This window comes from Mesorhizobium huakuii (assembly GCF_014189455.1).
GTDB classification, from domain to species: Bacteria; Pseudomonadota; Alphaproteobacteria; order Rhizobiales; family Rhizobiaceae; genus Mesorhizobium; species Mesorhizobium huakuii_A.
In genome coordinates this window covers 2155563-2174976 of record NZ_CP050296.1, presented here as the reverse complement: position 1 = coordinate 2174976, position 19414 = coordinate 2155563, and the positions used below count along the sequence as shown (strand labels likewise).

Below are 19414 nucleotides of genomic sequence, written 5' to 3'. Positions count from 1 at the left end.
GCGGCCTTTCTTAAACCGTCGGCAGGGCCTTGCCTGTCGACGGGTCGAACAAGCGAAGCGCTGTCTCATCGAAGGTGAGGCTGCGCTTTTCGCCCTTGGCAACCTGAGACCTTGGCGGCAGGCAGGCCGTCAGTCGCTGCGCGCCGATCCGGGCTGTGGTGACCAGTTCGGGGCCGGTCAGTTCGACCACCTCGATCTCCACGGGCAATGACAAATCCGTCGGGGCGGTAGCCACGCGCAGCGCTTCGGGCCTGATGCCGACGACCAGCCGTGCGCCCCCACGCGCCGCATTCGCATAGCGCGCCGGCAAGGGGATCCGTACATCGGACTCGGCAATAGCCAGCTTGCCGTCGGTGATGGTGGCCTGCAGCGTGTTCATCGTCGGCGCGCCGACAAAGCCGGCGACGTAGAGCGTCGCCGGCTCGTTGTAGATCTCTTCCGGCGTGCCGAGCTGCTCGATCCTGCCGTCGCGCATCACCGCGATGCGTGTCGCCAGCGTCATCGCCTCGATCTGGTCGTGGGTGACGTAGACCACGGTGGTCTGCAGCATCTGGTGCAGCCGCTTCAGCTCGGTGCGCATTTCCAGGCGCAGCTTGGCGTCGAGGTTGGAGAGCGGTTCGTCGAAGAGAAAAACCTGGGGCTTGCGCACCAGCGCCCTGCCGATGGCGACGCGCTGGCGCTGGCCGCCGGAAAGCTGGCTCGGCTTGCGGTCGAGCAGGGCTTCGATCTGGAGCAGTCTTGCCGCCTCGGCCACCGCCTTTTCGCGCTCGTCGGCTGCAACGCCGCGCATCTCCAGGCCGAAGCCGATGTTGCGGCGCACGGTCAGGTTCGGATAGAGCGCGTAGGACTGGAAGACCATGGCGATGTCGCGGTTCTTGGGATGGACGCCCAGGATCGAACGGCCGCCGATCAGCACGTCGCCGCTCGTCGCTTCGGCGAGCCCGGCGATGATGTTGAGAAGCGTCGACTTTCCGCAGCCTGAGGAACCGAGCAACACCAGGAACTCGCCGCTCTGCAGCGCGATGTCGATGCCTTTCAGTGTTTCGACACTGCCGTAGTTCTTGCGGATGTTGCGGATTTCAAGCGCGCTCATGCGTGGATCCCTCGAACTGCATCGGCCCGCCATAGTTGCGGGGCAGAGTGGAAATGGCGCGCGAGGCGACATGCGTCGCGGCGGAAAGGCAAGTGGACAGCGGTTGTTCCCGGGCGAGGGCGGCGAGGAAGGCGGCGTTGAAGACATCGCCGGCGCCGATCGTGTCGACGACGCGGACATCGGGCGCCACGGCTTCGACGAGTGCCCCATCCGGACCGATGGCGATCGCGCCTCGCGGGCCGCGCTTGACGACAAAGGTTGCGCCTTGCCGCATGCTGGATCGGATCTCGCGCGCGGCCTGCTGCGGGCTTGGCATTCCCGCCAGGGTTACCGTCTCGACTTCGTTGAACAGCGCCAGCGCGCAGCGCGAAAGCCAGGCGCGCGTGGCGACGCAATTGGCCTCGGTCCAGCCATCGATCGGCCAGCCAGTGTCGAGCGCGACGGCGATGCCGTGACTGTCCGCCCAGTCGAAGAACCCATCGTAATCGCGGGTGAGGTCGTCGGTCAGGAAAGAGCCGCACAACAGCGCGTAACCGCCAGAGAGCGCGTTGCCATCGAGGACGGACAAGACATCGGCGAGGCTGAAGCGCGGCAGGTGGCCGCGCGTGGTGAAGAAGGTCCGTTCGCCATCCGGGTGAGTCATGCCGACAGACAGCGTCGTGCCTTCGGAGCGGACCGGCCATGTCTCGGCACGGCTGCCGAACGCCTCGCGAAGCCATTGGCCGAACTGGTCGTCGCCGACATTGGCGGCGATAGCGAAGTCGACGCCCAGTGCTTGCCAGGCGAGCGCGCTGTTGCCGGCCTGGCCGCCGACGCGCAATTCGTCATGGTCGACGACGGTTTCCGTCCCCGCCTTCGGCCATGGCGCGACCGGGCCGACAATCAGGTCGACATTGACGTTGCCGATCACCGCAAGCGGACGCATCACTCGCTCCTGGTGATCTTGGTGGAGCGCACCGGCGTGCCGGCATTGTCGACGCGGGCATCGGCGAAGGCGATCATCAGGCGCTGTGCCACGGGCAGCATGGCGAAGACCGCTGCGAGACCAGAAGCCGGCTTGAAGGAGAGCGTGACAGCGCCCGCGACGGGCGGTTGCCCGGAGGCGTCGAAGATGATGAGCGGTGCGCCGGCCTCGACAATGGAAAGCGCCATCGCCGTTACCAGTTCCGCGGTCGGGTCGTTACCGCGAAACAGGATGACGCCGACCTTCGGCCCCAGCATCTCCATCGGTCCATGCCGCAACTGGCCGCCTTCGAGCGCGAAGCAGGGCAGCCGGGACAGTTCGGTAAGACCAAGCGCCAGCGCTTCGGCAACGCCTTGCAGCCGGCGCCCCGAGGTGACGATGCTCGTCACCTTTTCCAACGCGGCGAGTGCCTGCGTGATGTCGCTGTCCTGCGGCCGGTCCAGTGCGCCAAGAGCGGCACTTGGGTCTTCGCCGAGTGCGGCCAGGATGGCCAGATGCAAGGCGAAGGTCACGGTCAGGCTGCGGGTGGCGGCGAAGGCCAGTTCGGTCCCGCCGGCGCCGACCAGGCAAGGCGCGGTGCGGGCGAGGAAAGAACCGCCTTCCAGCGTCAGCCCGAAAACATCGGCAGCGCTGCCGGCCTCGGCAAACCATCTGACGACCTCGGCGCTCTCGCCGGACTGCGAGGTGATGAGCACCGTCTTGCCGTTGAGTGGCACCAGTTGACCGAGCTGTTCGGAGAGCGGCAGGGCCAGCGCATCGACGCCGAGCGCGCGGTAGAGCGGCTCGACGGCGCGCCCGACCGCGTGCGAACCGCCCATGCCGAGCAGCAGCAAACGGCCTGTCTTCCTGATTGAGTCGGCAACGTTTGCCGCCATGGCAGCGTTGTTCTCGAACGACGCACGCGCATCCGCGTGCTGGCGCGCCATTTCGCGGTCGATGGCGACCAGTCCGGCCGGTCGGGTTTTTTCTGCAGTCATCATCATCCCTTCACACCGCCGCTGGTCAGGCCCGAGATCAGCGCGCGCTGCATGACCAGTCCGATCAGCACCGGCGGCAAGGCGGCCAGCACGCCGGCGGTGGCGATCAGCCCGTAGTCGGAAACACGACCGCCGGCCAAATCGGCGATGGCGACGGTCAAGGTTTTTGCGCGCTGGTCGGAGGTGAACAGCAGCGCGTAGAAGAATTCGTCCCAGGCGAGCAGCACGGCAAACAGCGCCGATGTCGCCATCACGGGTGCGGCGAGCGGCAGCGTGATGATGCGCAGCGTCTGGAACAGGCCGGCACCGTCGATCATCGCCGCCGCCTCGATCTCGCGCGGGATGGAATCGAAGCCGGATTTCATCAGCCAGGTGGTGAAGGGCGCCAGAATGGTCAGATAAACCAGCGCCAGGCCGAAGACATTGTTGAGCAGGCCAAGATGCGACAGGCCCATATAGAGCGGCACGGCGAGCGCCACCGGCGGCAGCATATAGGTGGCGATGACCATCGACAGCGACCAGCCGATCGCCGGCGTGCGCGACACCGCCCAGCCGGCGGGGATGGCCAAGGCCAACGCTGCCAGCGTCGCCATGCCGGCGATCTCCAGGCTGTTGCGCAGCGACGAGGTGAAGGCGGCGCCGGCGCTGTTTTCGGCGGTCGACAGCAATGTCTGGTAGCGCGAGAAGTCGGCCGCCTGCGGCCACCAGCGCAGCGGCTTGGCGGCGAGATCGGCGGCCGGCGAAATGCTCATGATGAACAGCCAGGCGATGGGTGCCAGGATGATGGCGGCAAGCAGCACCGCGCAGGCATAGACAAAGATCGTAAAGGCGGGGCTCCTGCGTTCCATCAGGCGGCACTCCCGGCGGTCTTCCTCACCAGCGCCGCATAGGCGACGGCCAGCACGGTGACGAGCAAGGTGACGATCAGCGCCAGCGATGCGCCGGAGCCGGCGCGCTGGAAGGAGAAAGCCTCCTGGTAGACGAGGATCGACAGCGTGCGCGTGCTGTTGGCAGGGCCGCCGCGGGTCATCACCCAGATGATGTCGAAGACCTTGAAGGCCTCGATGGTGCGCAGCACCAGCGCCACCATCAGCGGGCCGGCGAGATAGGGCAGGATGACGAAGCGGAAGCGGTTGAATGGTCCCGCGCCATCGACAAGCGAGGCGGCGGTGATGTCGCGCGGCACCGCCTGCAATGCGGCGAGCGCGATCAATGCCACCAGCGGAAAGTTCTTCCAGCAGTCGGCGACGATCAGCGCCGCCAGCGCCGTGCCCGGCTCGCCCAGCCACGAGCGGTAGGCGTCGATGAGATTGAGCTGCGTCAAGGCCGCGTTCAGCGCGCCATATTCGGGATTGTAGATGAGCCGCCACAGCGTGGCGTTGACCACCGTCGGCAGTGCCCAGGGTAGAATCATCAAAGCGCGCAGGACGGCGCGGCCGTGGAACTGCTGATTGAGCAGAAGGGCGGCGAGAACGCCGATCACCATTTCGGCTGCAACGGAAATGACCGCGAACAGTGTCGTGGTCACCAGCGTGCGCGAAAAGTTCGAGCTCGACAGCATGTTGGTGTAGTTGTCGAAGCCGACGTAATTGCCGCCGGTGCCGACCAGCTTGGCGTCGGTGAAGGACAAGTTGACCGTATCGACCAGCGGCCAGCCGATGACGGCGACCATGACCACGAGCAGCGGCAGCATCAAGAGCCAGGCACGGGTCGTCATCCAGGTGCCCGACATCGGAGCAGCCTCTCTTCATTCATGATTTCAGACATAGCACGGGCGGCACAAGGCCGCCCGTAACTGGAGAACAATGCCTTAGAGGCCGCTGTTCTTCGCAGCGGTGTTCAAGGCGTCTTCCGGCGAAGACTGACCGAGCAGCGATTCCTGGATCGCCTGCTGCAGCGCGGTCGACAGCTCCTGGTATTTCGGTGTGGTCGGACGCGGATACATGGCGGCCAGGCCGAGCTTGGCAGCGGCGATCAGCTCCTCCTGGCCCTTGGTGACGGCCGGGTCGTCATAGGACGAGGCCCAGATCGGCAGCGAGAGCTTGGCATACTGGTTCTGCGTCGCCTGCGAGGTCATGAAGGCGATGTACTTCCAGGCTTCGTCCGGATGCTTGGAGACTGCGGTGACGCCAAGGCCCATCGAGCCGTTGACGGCCGACACGTCGCTGATGCCGGTGACGCCGGGTGCCGGCACGACGCCGACCTTGCCCACGACCTTCGAGTCCTTCGGATCGTTGGCCATGTTGTACATGTAGGTCCAGTTCAGCGCGAAGGCGGCGTCGCCGTTCTCAAAGACCTTGCGCACGTCCTCTTCCAAGAATTCCTTGGAATTCGGGTTGGTGAGGCCGGACTTGTAGCTGTCGACCATGTATTTCAGCGCCGAGAGGCCGCCGCCATTCTGGAAGTCCGGCTTGCCGTCCTTGAGGAAATCGCCGCCATAGGCGCTGACCAGCGTGGTGTAGTCGCAGATCGCGGCTTCGGCCTGCGACCAGCTCCAGGCGATCGGCGTCTTCAGCAGGCCCTTGTCCTGGATGATCTTGGCCTGCGCGCCGAGCTCTTCCCAGGTCTTCGGCGGCGTCTTGATGCCGGCCTTTTCCAGGATTTCCTTGTTGTAGAACAGGTATTTGGTGTCGAGGATCCAGGGCATGCCATAGTACTTGCCGTCATACTGGACGGTGGTCCAGGCGCCGGGCAGCACGCCCTTCTTCATGTCGTCGGTGATCTTCGACGAGACGTCGACCAGCACCTTGTTGGTGGCGTATTCGGCCGGCCAGATGACGTCGAACAGCACGACGTCGTAGCCGCCGCCTGAACCCTGAGCCAGCACCGTCTTGTCGTGCAGGCCTTCATAGGGGACGAATTCGAGATTGACCTTGACGTCCGGGTTGGCCTTGGTGAAGGCATCCGTCATGGCGCGCACGTCGGCCTCGCTGTAGGCGGCCTGCGCCATGAAAAGCGCGTTGAGCGTCGTCTCGGCGAAAGCGTGAGGGACGAGCAGTCCTCCGGCGAAGACCGCGCCGACCAGTGTCTTGGTGATTGTCTTAAGCATCTTCTTCTCCCATTTCCGGTGTTACGGGCTGGCGATACGGGCGTGTCGCATCGTCTTCCCGGATCCATGTCGCGTGACCTGATGGTTATCCGGCTGCCCAGTGGCGACAGGCTGGGGGCCTTTGCCATCTTGTTTTGGGGCATTCGGTTTGCATTAAGTCAACTCGCTTGACTTAATTAGTCGATCAATATTCTAATGGAGTCAAGAGGGGAAACGCCGGTGGATGACATCAGCCCGATCCGCGCCAAAAGCGGCACCAACCAGGAAGGCACCAGCGCGCACAACCGCCGGGTCATGATCGAGGCGCTGCGCCTCAACGGCGCCCTGTCACGCGCCGATCTGGCGCGGGCGACGCAGCTCACCAAGCAGGCGGTCTCCAACATCATCGAGGATCTCGAAAGCGACGGCCTGGTCGTCGCGCTCGATGCGGTGCGCAAGGGCAGGGGGCAACCGTCGACCCCCTACAGGCTGGTGCCAGAAGGCGCCTTCGCCATCGGCCTGCATATCGACCGCCATCTGACGCGCGCGGTCGCCGTCGACCTGGTGGGCAGCGTGCTGGCGCGGGCCGAGGCGAACCTGCCTTTCGATGAGCCGTCGAAGGGCGTCGAGATCATCCTCGAGCTGATCGCAGGTGTCCGCCGCGACCTGGCCGGCATTTCGGCCCAGTCGGAAAAACGGCTGGTCGGTCTCGGCGTCGCCATGCCCGGTCCTTTCGGCCTGAAGGATTCCGACGACAAATGGATGATGCCGGCCTGGCAGAAATTTCCGCTGCTGGAGACGCTGGCCAAAGGCACGGGGCTGAATGTCGGCCTGCAGAATGACGCCGCGGCCTGCGCCACGGCGGAGCGCATCGTCGGCGCCGCGCACGGCGTCGACCACGCGGTCTGCCTTTATGTCGGTTACGGCATCGGCGCCGGACTGATCCTCAATGGCGAGCTCTACAGCGGCGGCCATGGCAATGCCGGCGAAATCGGCATGGCGCTGCTGGCGCCGGCCGGCCCCGGCTCGACGCCGCTCGAGCATCGCGCCTCGCTGGCCTCGCTCTACCAGCATCTCGGCCTCAACCCGGCGGACAGCGATATCTACGAACAGATGAACGCCCTGGTGTTGGCCGAGAACCCCAGGATGATGGTCTGGATCGATGGTGCGGCGCATGATCTGCGCTGGAGCGTGCATCTCATCGAAACGATCTTCGACCCGCAGACCGTCATCCTGACAAGCGGCGCGCCGGAAGCGCTGGCGCGCCGGCTGGTCGAGGCGATGCACCCGTTGCTACCATCGATCGCCGACCGGCCCGGAAGGATGCTGCCTCGCCTTCAGCTTGGCACCACCGATCCCTGGTCGATCGCGCTTGGTGCGGCCGCGGCACCGATCAGCCGTGCCTTCGATCCGCTGTTCTCGGCGATCCTGAAGACAAGTCCCGGTGCTGGATGAGGGAGAGCGGGCGCCGAGGGCAAAGGCCTTTCTGGCGTCACACAGGGTTCATCGACCGGACATAGCGTCTTTCCCAGTTCTTTGCTGCAATGCAATAGGAGTGGGACATGGTGGACATAATTTCCAGTGAGGCGGGCATTCCGAGACCGGATCATCCGCTGGATAGTTCGGGCAGCGCCAAGTGGTTCTTGCCGGCCTTCGGCGTGCTGGTGCTGGTCGGCGTGGTCTATGTCGGCTACGCGCTGAGCCAGGATCTGGCGGTGGCCAAGACCGTGCCGTGGATCCTGCTCGGCATCGCCTTGCTGATCGCGCTCGGCTTCGAATTCGTCAATGGTTTCCATGACACCGCCAATGCGGTGGCGACCGTCATTTACACGCGCTCCCTGCCGGCCGAATTCGCCGTCATGTGGTCCGGCGCCTTCAATTTCCTCGGCGTTCTCACCTCCAGCGGTGCGGTCGCCTTCGGCATCCTGTCGCTGCTGCCCGTCGAACTGATCCTGCAGGTCGGCTCCTCCTCCGGCTTTGCCATGGTGTTCGCGCTGCTGGTCGCCGCCATCCTGTGGAACCTCGGCACCTGGTTCCTCGGCCTGCCGGCCTCAAGCTCGCACACGATGGTCGGCTCGATCATCGGCGTCGGCCTCGCCAACCAGTTCATGGCACCGGCCGGCAGCGCCACCAGCGGCGTTGACTGGTCGCAGGCGACCAATGTCGGCATCACCCTCCTGGTGTCGCCGATCATCGGCTTCTTCGCCGCGGCGATCCTGCTCTATGCGATGAAGCTTCTGGTTCGCAATCCGGCGCTCTACGAAGCGCCGAAAGGCAACGCGCCGCCGCCCTGGTGGATCCGTGCCTTGCTGATCTTCACCTGCACCGGCGTCAGCTTCGCGCATGGCTCCAATGACGGCCAGAAGGGCATGGGCCTGATCATGCTGATCCTGATCGGCGTCGTGCCGACGGCCTATGCGCTGAACCGTACGCCCGACATCAACTATCTCGAAGCCTACAAGGCGGCTTCGGTCAGCGTCGAGACCGCGCTGGGGAAATACGTCAAGCCCGGTGTCACCGTCGCCGATGCCAAGGCCGCCAAGGCAGCCGTCCAGGATGCCGTGCGCACCCGGACCTGGAGTGACCAGACGACGGTCGCTCTGCAGACCTACATCCACAACACGACCGCTTCGCTGCAGCCCTACGCATCGGTCGACAACGTGCCGACCGATCTTGTCAGCAACGCCCGCAACGACATCTATCTGATCGGCGAGGCGCTCAAGCTGATCGACAAGAAGAAGCTGCTGCCGATGCAGGACGCCGACCTGAAGGCGGTCACCGACTACCACAAGGCCGTCGACAATGCGACGAAGTTCATTCCGATCTGGGTGAAGGTCGCGGTCGCGCTGGCGTTGGGCCTCGGCACGATGGTCGGCTGGAAACGCATCGTCGTCACTGTCGGCGAGAAGATCGGCAAGAGCCATCTGACCTATGGCCAGGGCGCGGCGGCCGAGCTGGTGGCGATGGTGACCATCGGCATGGCCGACCGGCTCGGGCTGCCGGTGTCGACAACCCATGTGCTGTCATCGGGCGTCGCCGGAACGATGGCCGCCAACGGCTCGGGCCTGCAATGGTCGACAGTGCGCAATCTTTTGCTGGCCTGGGTTCTGACCCTGCCATGCTCGATAGCGCTCGCCTTCACGCTGTTCATCATCTTTCGCCAGGTGTTCTGAGCGGAACCCTCAAAGGAACGGCGCCACCTGCGGCGCCGTTTCTCTTTGTCGGCCTATCCTGCGAAGACCAATGAAAAGTCAGAGCGTGTGCCTTCCCAAACGGGCGCTGCTTCGAACGGTTCAGCTTTCGATGGAATCGTTGGCAGGCTCCAGCCGAGGCTCACTCCTACCGCCGCGCAACTTCCGCCCTGTTACGGCGGCGCAGCTGGCGTAGCGACAATATGTGTAGCATGATCGAGCTTGGCACCACGAAAGCAGGGGTCAGCACACCCGGATAATCGCCTGCGCCGATGCTCTGCACATCGGGGACAATCAACTGCCATGGGCCGGGCGAGGTGATTATGCCCATGGTGATCGCAACGGCGAAGTCGGCAAGCCCGAGGATGTTCCAGAGAGTTGCCGCCCTCCGGCCTTTGTCTGTCCCGGTCGCAACTGCCATCGCAGCCGGCAACGCGAACAATCCGGTCAGCATGTCGCCGATGCCTGCCGGCGCTGCGAACGCGCCGGGCAGCGCACCGCGCAGCCAGGCCGCGATAGCCCACGTGCCGAATACGCGGTAAAGCTGAAGCATGACGAGCCAGCTCGCTGGCATGGCATCGAGCACTAGCCCGATCCGCTTCGAGAGCAGCAAGAGCGGCGCCCCGATGATCACCGGTAGGAAGATCGCCGATGGCAATACCGGAAAAGACACAGTGCCGGCGTGAAAGACGCCGTTGATCGCGGCGCTCCAGGCGAAGGCGAGCCACAGCGTGTCCGGGATCATGATCGCCAGCCAGGTCGTGCGGCGTTGAGCTGGCGTCAGGCTCGTGTGTTCGAGGCCGAGCCATAATCCCAGCGCGATGAGCCCGTGGGCTGCGAGCTGGTGGGCCGTGGTCGGAACGCCAGTGGCCGGGATCGCTGGCCATCTGTAGATCACCAGGAGCCAAAGCGAGGTGAGCGGCGCAAACCAGAGCAGGCCGCGCCAGGCGTCACGCGATGAAACGATAGCAGGTGAAACAGCTTCGACGGTCATCAGCGGTACTCCACTAAGCCTAGCGCATTTGCCTGCGCTCAGATGTACACCTGCTTTCAGCGAGCTAATATTCGCGACAATGTTGATAGGCTGTGAAGAAGGACTTCACAATCCGGCGGAGCTTGCTCGACGGCGTGAGGGAGTGCCGATGCGTTTGCACCGTAGTTTCGCCGAACTGCCGCAGAACTCATGGTGACGGCCAGACGGATCGCATCCCTGTTCCGCATGTCTGGGCAGCGCTCGTGATAGGCACGATGCTGCAGTGTCGGTTTGACCAACCGGCGAAGGAATCCGTTCGCGGGCGAAGTCCGCTTTGTAGATTGCTCCGCTTGTCCTGGACGCAAATGTCAGGTCGGGTCTTCGCGGTGCAGATCGTGGATGGCAACGCCATCGACATTGGTCGGCATCGTCAGCCACTTGCGATGGCGCAAGGTGCGCTGCGTGTCTTCCAGGCCGGTCTCCCAATGCTCGCGCATCGAGGTCCCGGAGAATTCGTAGTCCTTGGCATGCCCCTCATAGCCTTTGTGCTGGTAGATGAGGTGCACGATGTTGACGATGCCGGCATCGGAATAGTCGGCGATCAGCGCTTCTTCCGCCGGCGTCAGTTGCTCCTTCGGCACGCGCTTCAACGCATCGAGCAGGCGCATCTTCAGGCCATGGATGCGCTTGAAATTGTCGGTGTTCTGGCGCGTGCGGCTGGAATACATGATGTCCTTGTGGCGCGACAGCACGTCCGGCATGCTGCGCGGCAGCACGCCGCGAGCGCTGAACAGGTCGACCTGGAACACCAGCGACGAACGGTCCTCGTCCTGGTCAAGCAGATATTGCAGCGGCGTGTTGGAGACGATGCCGCCATCCCAGTAATACTCGCCTTCGATGCGCACCGATGGAAAGGCCGGCGGCAGCGCGCCGCTGGCCATGATGTGCTCGGGTCCGATGCGCACCTTGTCGGTGTCGAAATAGACGAAATTGCCTGTCCGCACGTTGACCGCGCCGACACTCAGCCGTTTCTTGCCGTCGTTGAGCACGTCGAAGTCGATGAGGCTCTCCAGCGTGTCTTTCAGTTCAGCGGTGTCGTAGAAGCTGGTCGCACCCTCGGCGCCCTGCGGCTCGAACCAGGGATTGGGGTTGCGTGGCTTGAAGAAGCCGGGCTGGCCCATGGTCATCGTCATCCACGACGAGGTGCGGTTGCGGATGTCGCGGTAAATGTCGCCTTCAGGCGTGTACGACCAGATCTTGCGGCCCGAGATGGTCTGCCAGAACTGTTCGAGCCGCTGCAGTCGGCGGCTGGGTTCATTGCCGGCGATGATCGAGGCATTGATGGCGCCGATCGACACGCCGGACAGCCAGCTCGGCTCGCAGCCGGCCTCGGCCAGCGCCTGATAGACGCCGGCCTGATAGGCGCCGAGCGCGCCGCCGCCCTGGAACACCAAAGCGATGCGGTCATATTGCGCCGAGATTTCCGCGATCGTCGCGGCGGCTTCCTTGTTTCGGTGGCGTTCAAGCACGAATTTTCTCCGGCTGGGTTGTGCTGGTTGCGAGCCGGCTGTGATCGGCAAGATAATCGTGGACGACCTCACCCAACCCAAGCGTCAGATCGGCCTTGAAGTGGACGGCGGATACGATGTCGAGCACCGGCAGCTTCGCCACGTCGGCCATGACGTGGGGCCTGAGATCAAGCGCCGCAGGCGCCGTCCAGGCTTCCTTCAGCGTGATGTCGGTGAGGTAATAGCGCACGAGTTCGCAGATGCGCGGCGTGCCGTCGACATGCGGGATGATCTTGATCAGGAAATTGGGAGCGGCGAGTGCTGCGAGCACGGAATCATGATCGGCTTCCCGGTGCTTGTAGCCCATCGTGCCGGTGGCGCACAGAACGCTGCCATAGTGCAGCGTGCCGACGATCACCTCGCCTTCATGGACGATCTTGGGGTTGGCCAGCTTCTTGGGAAATCCCCACAACTCGCGGCCGCCGGCGATCGGCGCATCGTCGTCGAGATACATCGAATGGACGTAGCCGCCATGCTGGCCCTTGTACTTCACCGGGATGACCTGGCCGGTCTCGGTGTAGTCGCCGAAGCCCGTGGAATCAGGCATGCGGATGAATTCATACTTGACCAGCGGCTCGTCGATCTCCAGCGGCGCCGGCACGACGGCTTCGAGCGCCTCGCGCGTCGTGCGGTAGGTGATGATGATGTATTCGCGATCGAAGAAACGATAGGGCCCGGGCGGGAAAGACGGATTGGTCAGCGGCATCGCATAGGCGCGCTTCACGACATCGGCGATTTCCAAGCTGCACCCCCAAGGTCTTGTCAGGCGAAGTTTTGCCAAGCCAAGTTTTGTCTGGCGAATTTCGTTCAGGAATGACCGCGCGAATGCGCAAGCAATTATGTTGCACGGCACCATGACAATGCCGTGTCAGCCTGACGACCATGGTTTCGCAGCGGTCGAGAGCCATGCCGGGGCTGTCGTCTGGCTGTAATCGCATCGACACATGGCTCTGTCATTGTCATGTTGCGACGCACAATTATATCCTCTCATTCCCCTCCCACCTCTCGCGAGATCACCATGGGTTCCCTGTCTTCGAAGAATGCCCTCGTCACCGGCTCGACCAGCGGTATCGGCCTGGCCATCGCCCGCGCCTTCGCCGCCGAGGGCGCCAATGTCACCATCAATGGTCTCGGCGACCCGGTCGCCATCGAGCAGGAGCGCTCGGGCATCGAGAAGGATTTCGGCGTCAAGTGCCGCTACTCCGACGCCAACATGATGGATGGTGCGGCGGTCAGCGCCATGGTGCATGACGCCGAGGCGGCGTTCGGCAGCCTCGACATCCTGGTCAACAATGCCGGCATCCAGCATGTCGCGCCGATCGAGGAGTTTCCCGACGACAAGTGGGAAGCCATCATCCGCATCAATCTTCTGGCGGCCTTCTATGCCATCAAGGCGGTGGTGCCCGGCATGAAGGCACGCAAATGGGGCCGCATCATCAACACGGCCTCGGCGCATGCGCTGGTCGCCTCGCCGTTCAAGTCGGCCTATGTCTCGGCCAAGCACGGCATTGCCGGGTTGACCAAGACGGTGGCACTGGAAGTCGCGCAGGACGGCATCACCGTCAACGCCATCGCGCCTGGCTATGTCTGGACGCCGCTGGTCGAGAAGCAGATCCCCGACACGATGAAGGCGCGCGGCATGACCGAAGAGCAGGTCAAGCACGACGTGCTGCTCGCAGCACAGCCGACGAAGGAATTCGTCACCGTCGAGGAACTTGCGGCGCTGACGCTGTTCCTGTGCTCGGACGCGGCCAAGCAAATCACCGGAACGACCTTGCCGATGGACGGCGGCTGGACGGCCCAGTAAGGCGCACGTTCCGGCCTTTTTCCTCCCAGTACCTCGCAAACATGCTTTCCCTATCGCCGCCCGATCCATTGTATCGTGGTGGCGGCAGCGGAAAGATCGGGAGGTTTTCACCGCCGCCTGCCGCGTCGCAGACCGGCTGATGACAAGGGGGGGAGGGAGGCGCTTTCCCCTCAACCGTCATCAAGCCGTTACCTAGGCCTCCTATTTCGAACCTAGGGAGCGGGCAGTTGCGCATCGCGGTGCACAGCTGTGCAACAGGTGAATGATGACGAAGGAAAACCTCCTCGAGCGTCAACCGATGACGGCGGACAAGACTTCGACCACAGGAGACAAGAGTTCGGACAAGCTCCGCTCGGTCAGCGCGCTGCATGTCGCGCGCCAGGCTGGCGTGTCGCGTTCGGCGGTGTCGCGCGCCTTCACGCCGGGCGCCAGCGTCGCCACGGAAACGCGCGAGAAGATCATGCGCGCCGCCGAAGAACTTGGCTATCAGGTCAACGACCTGGCGCGCGGCCTGCTCGCCAACCAGAGCCGGCTGGTCGGCCTGGTGGTGACCAAACCGGAAGTCGGCTTTCGCGCTCACCTTGCTGCCGCGCTGACCAAGGCGCTGATCCATCGCGGCAATGTTCCCGTCATGATCAACACCGGCCAAACCGAGCAGGAGTTGATCGCGGCCCAGAAGACACTGCTTGGCCATCGTGCCGAGGCGACGATCATCCTGTCCGGCTCGCCGCCCTCGTCCTTCTTCGAGCTTGCACGGCGCAATGGCCAGCCGCTTGTGGTGATCGGCCGTTCCGAACCCGATGCCGACCACATCCAGACTGACGGCAGCGCGGCGGCGAAGCTCGCGGCCGCGCTGTTCGTCGCGCGCGGCATGACCAGGCTTGGCCTGGCGGGATCGCTGTCCGGCACGCCCACCATCAGCGAACGCGAGGATGCCTTCTGCGCCGAGGCAGCGCGCCTGGGCGCGGAGGTCATGGTCGCGCGAGGCCGGGATACCGACTATGCCGGAGGGTTGGAGGTGGGCAAGGTCCTCATCGATAGCCAGGATCGGCCGCAGGCGATCTTCTGCGTCAACGACCTCATCGCTTTCGGCGTCATGGACCATGCCCGTCAGGCCGGTCTCGACATCCCCAATGACCTCTCAGTGATCGGCTTCGACGATATTTCGGAAGCCGGCTGGCTAGCCTATCAGCTGACCACCTTCCGCCAGGATCCGGAGATCATGGCGGCCAAGGCGGTCACATTGCTCGACCTGCGCCAGCGGCAGCCGGATCTGCCGCCCATTCGCGAGCGCTTCAATGTGCCGCTCGTCGTGCGCGGCAGTTTTGTTCCGCATGATGCGGAACACTCTTGACCAGTCCTCTTGAATTCAAAGCCACAGGTCGACCCCCATGAAAATCATCCAGCTCTCCGATCCGCATCTGATGACGCCCGGTGGCATTCTCTACGGCTCCGATCCGTCGGCGAGGCTGGACGCCTCCCTGGCCGACATCGGCAAGAACCATGCCGATGCCGAACTGGTGGTGATCTCGGGCGACCTGACCAATGATGGCGAGCGTGCCGCCTATGCGGCGTTGCGGGAGAGGCTGGCGCAATTTTCTCCACCCTGCCGGCTGATGCTCGGCAACCATGACGACCGGGCGTTATTTTTCGAGATGTTCCCGAAGGCCGCCACCGAGCGCGGGTTCGTCCAGAGTGTGTTCGACGGCAGCGAGGGCCGTCTGATCCTGCTCGACACGCTGGACAGCGGCCATGTCGAGGGCAGGCTGTGCGCGGCGCGGCTCGAATGGCTGGACGAAAAGCTCAGGGAAGCGCGCGGCCCGACCTTCCTGTTCATGCACCACCCGCCTTTCCGAATACACATGCCGGTCCTCGACGAGGTCAGGCTCGCCGATGCTGACGGCTTCCATGAGGTGCTCTCGCGCCATGGCAATGTCCGTCACATCTTTGCGGGGCATGTCCATCGGCAAATCGCCGGCAGCTGGCGCGGCATCCCGGTCAGCACGCTGCGCAGCACCAACCATCAGACCGCGCTCGATTTCTCGGACAACTGGCGGCTGGGGCACGAGCCACCCGCCTATGCGGTGATCTTCATCGATGCCGATGGCGTGATCGTGCACTTCCATGATTTTCCGGTGCCGCCGGTGTCGGATCGAGTTCTGTAAAAGTTCCCGATTCCGAGAAGGGCTTCAGCGGCAGTGACGCGGCGAGCGTCGCGACCGGCTGAACGAGGCCGCCCATCTCCCGTGCGCCAAGGATCCTATCCCGGCGATCGCCTCTCCGCGCGCGCGCCTGCCCGTTGCCGTCCTTCACGGTGTTTTTGGCGCATATCCGGTCTCCGCGAAAGGGCGTCAAAAAGCATATGAAATTGGACATTAGTCTTGACAGAAATACAGATGTTCAATACCCGTCAAGCGAATGAACAAGCCTGCAATGTGGGAGGAATGAGCGGTATGGCTTCCAATATTTCGTTGACGGGCCTTGCCCGCGATCTCGATGAACGCGGCAAGTCGGGCAAGCCCATCCGCATCGGGCTGATCGGGTCCGGCGAGATGGGAACCGACATCGTCACCCGCGTCGCCCATATGTCCGGCATCGAGATCGGCGCGATCTCTGAACTGAATCTACCCGCCGCCAGCCGAGCGGTCGATATTGCCTTCCAGGAAACCGGCCATGCGCGCGAGGTGTCGAATGCCTCGGCCATGAACGCCGCCATGGAGGCCGGCAAGGTGGCGGTCACCAACGATGCCAGTCTGGTCATCAACAATGACTTGATCGACGTCGTCATCGACGCAACCGGCGTTCCCGCCGTCGGTGCCGAGATCGGGCTGCGCGCCATGGAGCATGGCAAGCATCTGGTGATGATGAATGTCGAGGCCGATGTCACCATCGGCGCCTATCTGAAGAGCGAGGCCGACCGGCTGGGCGTCACCTATTCGCTGGGCGCCGGCGACGAACCGTCCTCCTGCATGGAGCTGATCGAATTCGTCTCGGCGATGGGCCATCCGATCGTCGCCGCCGGCAAGGGCAAGAACAATCCGCTCAACATCGATGCGACGCCGCCCGCCTATGAGGAAGAGGCCAAGCGCCGGCACATGAATGTGCGCATGCTTGTCGAATTCGTCGACGGCTCCAAGACCATGGTCGAGATGGCGGCGATCGCCAATGCCACCGGGCTGGTGCCCGACAAGGCCGGCATGCATGGCCCGGCCGCGACGCTCGGCGAACTGTCGAAAGTCCTGGTGCCTGAAAAGGATGGCGGCGTGCTGTCCAGGGTCGGCGTCGTCGACTACTCGATCGGCAAGGGCGTCGCGCCCGGCGTTTTCGTCGTCGCCGACATGTCGCATCCGCGCATTTCGGAGCGCATGGAGGATCTGAAAATGGGCAAGGGTCCCTACTTCACCTTCCATCGCCCCTATCACCTGACCTCGCTGGAAGTGCCGCTGACTTGCGCGCGCGTCGTGCTCTACGGCAAGGCCGACATGGTGCCGCTGGCGAAGCCGGTGGCCGAAGTCGCCGCAGTGGCCAAGAAGGACATGCAGCCGGGTGAAAAGCTCGATGCGATCGGCGAATATTGCTACCGCGCCTGGATCATGACGGCGCCGGAAGCGCGTGCCGCCAGGGCCATTCCCTGCGGCCTGCTTCAGGGCGGCTCGGTCACCGCGCCGATCAAGAAGGGCGAGCTCATAACCTATGCCAATGCTGCACCGGCTCCAGGCTCCAAGATCGCCGAACTGCGCGCCCGCCAGGACAAACTCGTCTACGGAACCGTGGGAGCCTGATCATGGCCGGGGCCAGCAAAGCCGTCGCGGACAGTCGCGCCAACCTGCCTTTCGTCTATCGCCAGTACAGCGCCGAGCAGCTCAAGCAGGTGCTCTACAAGATGTATCTCATCCGCCGCTTCGAAGAGGGCGCGGAGGAGAGCTATATGCGTGGCCTGATCCACGGCACCATGCATTTGTCGATCGGCCAGGAAGCCAGCGCCATGGGCATCTGCATGCCGCTTGGCGAGGATGACCAGATCACCTCGACGCATCGCGGCCATGGCCACTGCATCGCCAAGGGCGCCGAGGTGAAGCGCATGTTCGCCGAATTCTTCGGCAAGACCACGGGCTACTGCAAGGGCCGTGGCGGCTCGATGCACATTGCCGATGTCGCCAAGGGCAATCTCGGTGCCAACGGCATCGTCGGCGGCGGCATTCCGATCGCCGTCGGTGCAGCACTTTCCTCCAAGATGATGAAGACCGGCAAGGTCGTCGTCTCCTTCTTCGGCGACGGCGCCAACAATGAGGGCGCCTTCCACGAGGCGCTCAATATGGCGGCGGTCTGGAAGCTGCCGGTCATCTTCGTCTGCGAAAACAATGGTTACGGCATGTCGACGTCGACCGCCCGTTCCACCGCGGCGAAGAACATCGCCGACCGCGCCGCCGCCTATTCGATGCCCGGTGTCATCGTCAACGGCAACATTTTTTCGGAGGTCGCCGAGGCGTCCTACAGGGCCGTCGAGCGCGCCCGCGCCGGCGAAGGGCCGACGCTGATCGAGTCCAAGACCTACCGCCATCGCGGCCATTCCAAGAGCGACCGCAACCGCTATCGCACCAAGGAAGAGATCGAGGACTGGATGTCGAACCGCGATCCGATCACGCTGTTCGAAAACGAGCTGCGCGAATTCGGCTTCATCGACGACGAGGGCATCGAGGCCATCCGCGGTGCTGTGGCGCGGGAGATTGCCGACGGCATCGAATTCGCCAAGGCGAGCCCGTCGCCTGACGTCAGCGAGACCGGAAATTACGTGTATACGGAGCAGGCGTGATGGACGCGATGGTGCGTGAACTGAGCTACGCCCAGGCGATCCAGGAAGCCATGGCGATCGCCATGGACATGGATGAACGCGTCTTCCTGATGGGCGAGGACATCGGCGTCTATGGCGGCGCCTTCCAGGTGACCGGCGATCTGGTTGAGCGCTTCGGCACCGAGCGCGTCATCGATACGCCGATTTCGGAACTGGGCGGGGCGGGCGTCGCCGTCGGTGCTGCCCTCACAGGCATGCGGCCGATCTTCGAGTTCCAGTTCTCGGATTTCGCCACGCTGGCCATGGAGCAGATCGTCAACCAGGCGGCCAAGATGCGCTTCATGCTGGGCGGCGAGGTTTCGGTTCCGGTGGTGATGCGCTTTCCCGCCGGCTCCGGCACCGGTGCCGCCGCGCAGCACAGCCAGAGCCTGGAGGCGTGGCTCGGCCATGTGCCGGGCCTGAAGGTCATTCAGCCGGCGACGCCCTATGATGCCAAGGGCATGCTTCTGGCGGCCGTCGCCGACCCCGATCCGGTGATGATCTTCGAGCACAAGCTGCTCTACAAGATGAAGGGTCCGGTGCCCGAGGGCTATTACACCGTGCCGATCGGCAAGGCCGACATCCGCCGCGAAGGCCGCGATCTTACCATCGTCGCCACCTCGATCATGGTGCAGAAGGCGCTTGATGCCGCCGCCACGCTGGAAGCCGAGGGCATCGACGTCGAAGTCGTCGACCTCCGGACCATCCGGCCGATGGACAAGCAGACCGTCATCGACAGCGTCAAGAAGACGTCGCGGCTGATGTGCGTCTACGAAGCGGTCAAGACGCTGGGCATCGGCGCCGAGGTCAGCGCCATGATCGCCGAGAGCGAGGCGTTCGACTATCTCGATGCGCCGATCGTGCGGCTCGGCGGCGCCGAGACGCCGATCCCCTACAATCCGGAGCTCGAGAAAGCGACGGTGCCGCAGGTTCCCGACATCATCACCGCCGCGCGCGACCTCGTCAAAGGGGTTCGCTGATC

At 63.9% G+C, this 19414-nt stretch carries 17 protein-coding genes; 8 read left to right on the top strand and 9 right to left on the bottom strand.

Annotated features, from left to right (window positions below):
- Nucleotides 1-10 precede the first annotated feature (10 nt).
- From HB778_RS10625 to HB778_RS10600, 6 genes are all read right to left on the bottom strand, one after another.
- Nucleotides 11-1093, bottom strand: coding sequence for an ABC transporter ATP-binding protein (locus HB778_RS10625; RefSeq protein WP_183463662.1), 1083 nt, complete (start codon nt 1091-1093; stop codon nt 11-13).
- Nucleotides 1080-2018 carry a PfkB family carbohydrate kinase gene (locus HB778_RS10620; RefSeq protein WP_183463660.1) on the bottom strand — a complete coding sequence of 313 codons (939 nt, stop codon included), beginning with the start codon at nt 2016-2018 and terminating at the stop codon, nt 1080-1082. Before HB778_RS10620 ends, HB778_RS10625 begins: the two co-directional genes overlap by 14 nt.
- Nucleotides 2018-3040: an SIS domain-containing protein gene (locus HB778_RS10615; protein ID WP_183463658.1), complete on the bottom strand. Its 1023-nt coding sequence runs from the start codon at nt 3038-3040 to the stop codon at nt 2018-2020. The genes HB778_RS10620 and HB778_RS10615 overlap by 1 nt, the downstream gene beginning before the upstream one ends.
- The gene (locus HB778_RS10610; protein ID WP_183463656.1) at nt 3037-3882 is read right to left on the bottom strand and encodes a carbohydrate ABC transporter permease; all 846 of its coding nucleotides are present in this window, start codon (nt 3880-3882) and stop codon (nt 3037-3039) included. Before HB778_RS10610 ends, HB778_RS10615 begins: the two co-directional genes overlap by 4 nt.
- Nucleotides 3882-4766: a carbohydrate ABC transporter permease gene (locus tag HB778_RS10605; protein ID WP_183463654.1), complete on the bottom strand. Its 885-nt coding sequence runs from the start codon at nt 4764-4766 to the stop codon at nt 3882-3884. Before HB778_RS10605 ends, HB778_RS10610 begins: the two co-directional genes overlap by 1 nt.
- A gap of 78 nt (nt 4767-4844) precedes the next feature.
- Nucleotides 4845-6083: an extracellular solute-binding protein gene (locus HB778_RS10600; RefSeq protein ID WP_183463652.1), complete on the bottom strand. Its 1239-nt coding sequence runs from the start codon at nt 6081-6083 to the stop codon at nt 4845-4847.
- A gap of 219 nt (nt 6084-6302) precedes the next feature.
- On the opposite strand from HB778_RS10600, the gene HB778_RS10595 reads away from it, so the two are divergent.
- Nucleotides 6303-7517 carry an ROK family transcriptional regulator gene (locus tag HB778_RS10595; RefSeq protein ID WP_183463650.1) on the top strand — a complete coding sequence of 405 codons (1215 nt, stop codon included), beginning with the start codon at nt 6303-6305 and terminating at the stop codon, nt 7515-7517.
- Nucleotides 7518-7624: 107 nt separating this feature from the next.
- Nucleotides 7625-9235 carry an inorganic phosphate transporter gene (locus tag HB778_RS10590; protein WP_183463649.1) on the top strand — a complete coding sequence of 537 codons (1611 nt, stop codon included), beginning with the start codon at nt 7625-7627 and terminating at the stop codon, nt 9233-9235.
- Between the two features lie 166 nt (nt 9236-9401).
- On the opposite strand, the gene HB778_RS10585 is transcribed toward HB778_RS10590, so the two are convergent.
- The 3 genes from HB778_RS10585 to HB778_RS10575 form a co-directional block, all read right to left on the bottom strand.
- On the bottom strand, nt 9402-10247 hold the full coding sequence (locus HB778_RS10585) for an MFS transporter (protein WP_183463647.1): 846 nt from the start codon (nt 10245-10247) through the stop codon (nt 9402-9404).
- 347 nt (nt 10248-10594) lie between these two features.
- Nucleotides 10595-11755: a patatin-like phospholipase family protein gene (locus tag HB778_RS10580; RefSeq protein ID WP_183463645.1), complete on the bottom strand. Its 1161-nt coding sequence runs from the start codon at nt 11753-11755 to the stop codon at nt 10595-10597.
- Entirely contained in the window at nt 11748-12536 is a 789-nt protein-coding gene (locus tag HB778_RS10575; RefSeq protein ID WP_140891486.1) for an acetoacetate decarboxylase, read from the bottom strand. The genes HB778_RS10580 and HB778_RS10575 overlap by 8 nt, the downstream gene beginning before the upstream one ends.
- 276 nt (nt 12537-12812) lie before the next feature.
- Here HB778_RS10575 and HB778_RS10570 point away from each other — a divergent pair, with 276 nt between their 5' ends.
- The 6 genes from HB778_RS10570 to HB778_RS10545 all read left to right on the top strand — a co-directional run bounded on the left by HB778_RS10570 (nt 12813) and on the right by HB778_RS10545 (nt 19412).
- Nucleotides 12813-13601, top strand: coding sequence for a 3-hydroxybutyrate dehydrogenase (locus tag HB778_RS10570; RefSeq protein ID WP_183463643.1), 789 nt, complete (start codon nt 12813-12815; stop codon nt 13599-13601).
- A 298-nt stretch (nt 13602-13899) separates the two neighbouring features.
- Complete coding sequence (locus HB778_RS10565) at nt 13900-14955, top strand: LacI family DNA-binding transcriptional regulator (RefSeq protein ID WP_183465054.1); 1056 nt, start codon at nt 13900-13902, stop codon at nt 14953-14955.
- 37 nt (nt 14956-14992) lie between these two features.
- Nucleotides 14993-15766, top strand: a complete 774-nt coding sequence (locus HB778_RS10560; protein ID WP_183463641.1) for a phosphodiesterase — start codon at nt 14993-14995, stop codon at nt 15764-15766.
- Between the two features lie 288 nt (nt 15767-16054).
- Complete coding sequence (locus HB778_RS10555; protein WP_183463639.1) at nt 16055-17383, top strand: NAD(P)H-dependent oxidoreductase; 1329 nt, start codon at nt 16055-16057, stop codon at nt 17381-17383.
- 2 nt (nt 17384-17385) lie between these two features.
- The gene (locus HB778_RS10550) at nt 17386-18414 is read left to right on the top strand and encodes a thiamine pyrophosphate-dependent dehydrogenase E1 component subunit alpha (protein ID WP_183463637.1); all 1029 of its coding nucleotides are present in this window, start codon (nt 17386-17388) and stop codon (nt 18412-18414) included.
- A complete protein-coding gene (locus HB778_RS10545; protein WP_183463635.1) occupies nt 18414-19412 on the top strand; it encodes an alpha-ketoacid dehydrogenase subunit beta in 999 nt (332 codons plus the stop codon). The genes HB778_RS10550 and HB778_RS10545 overlap by 1 nt, the downstream gene beginning before the upstream one ends.
- Nucleotides 19413-19414: the final 2 nt, after the last annotated feature.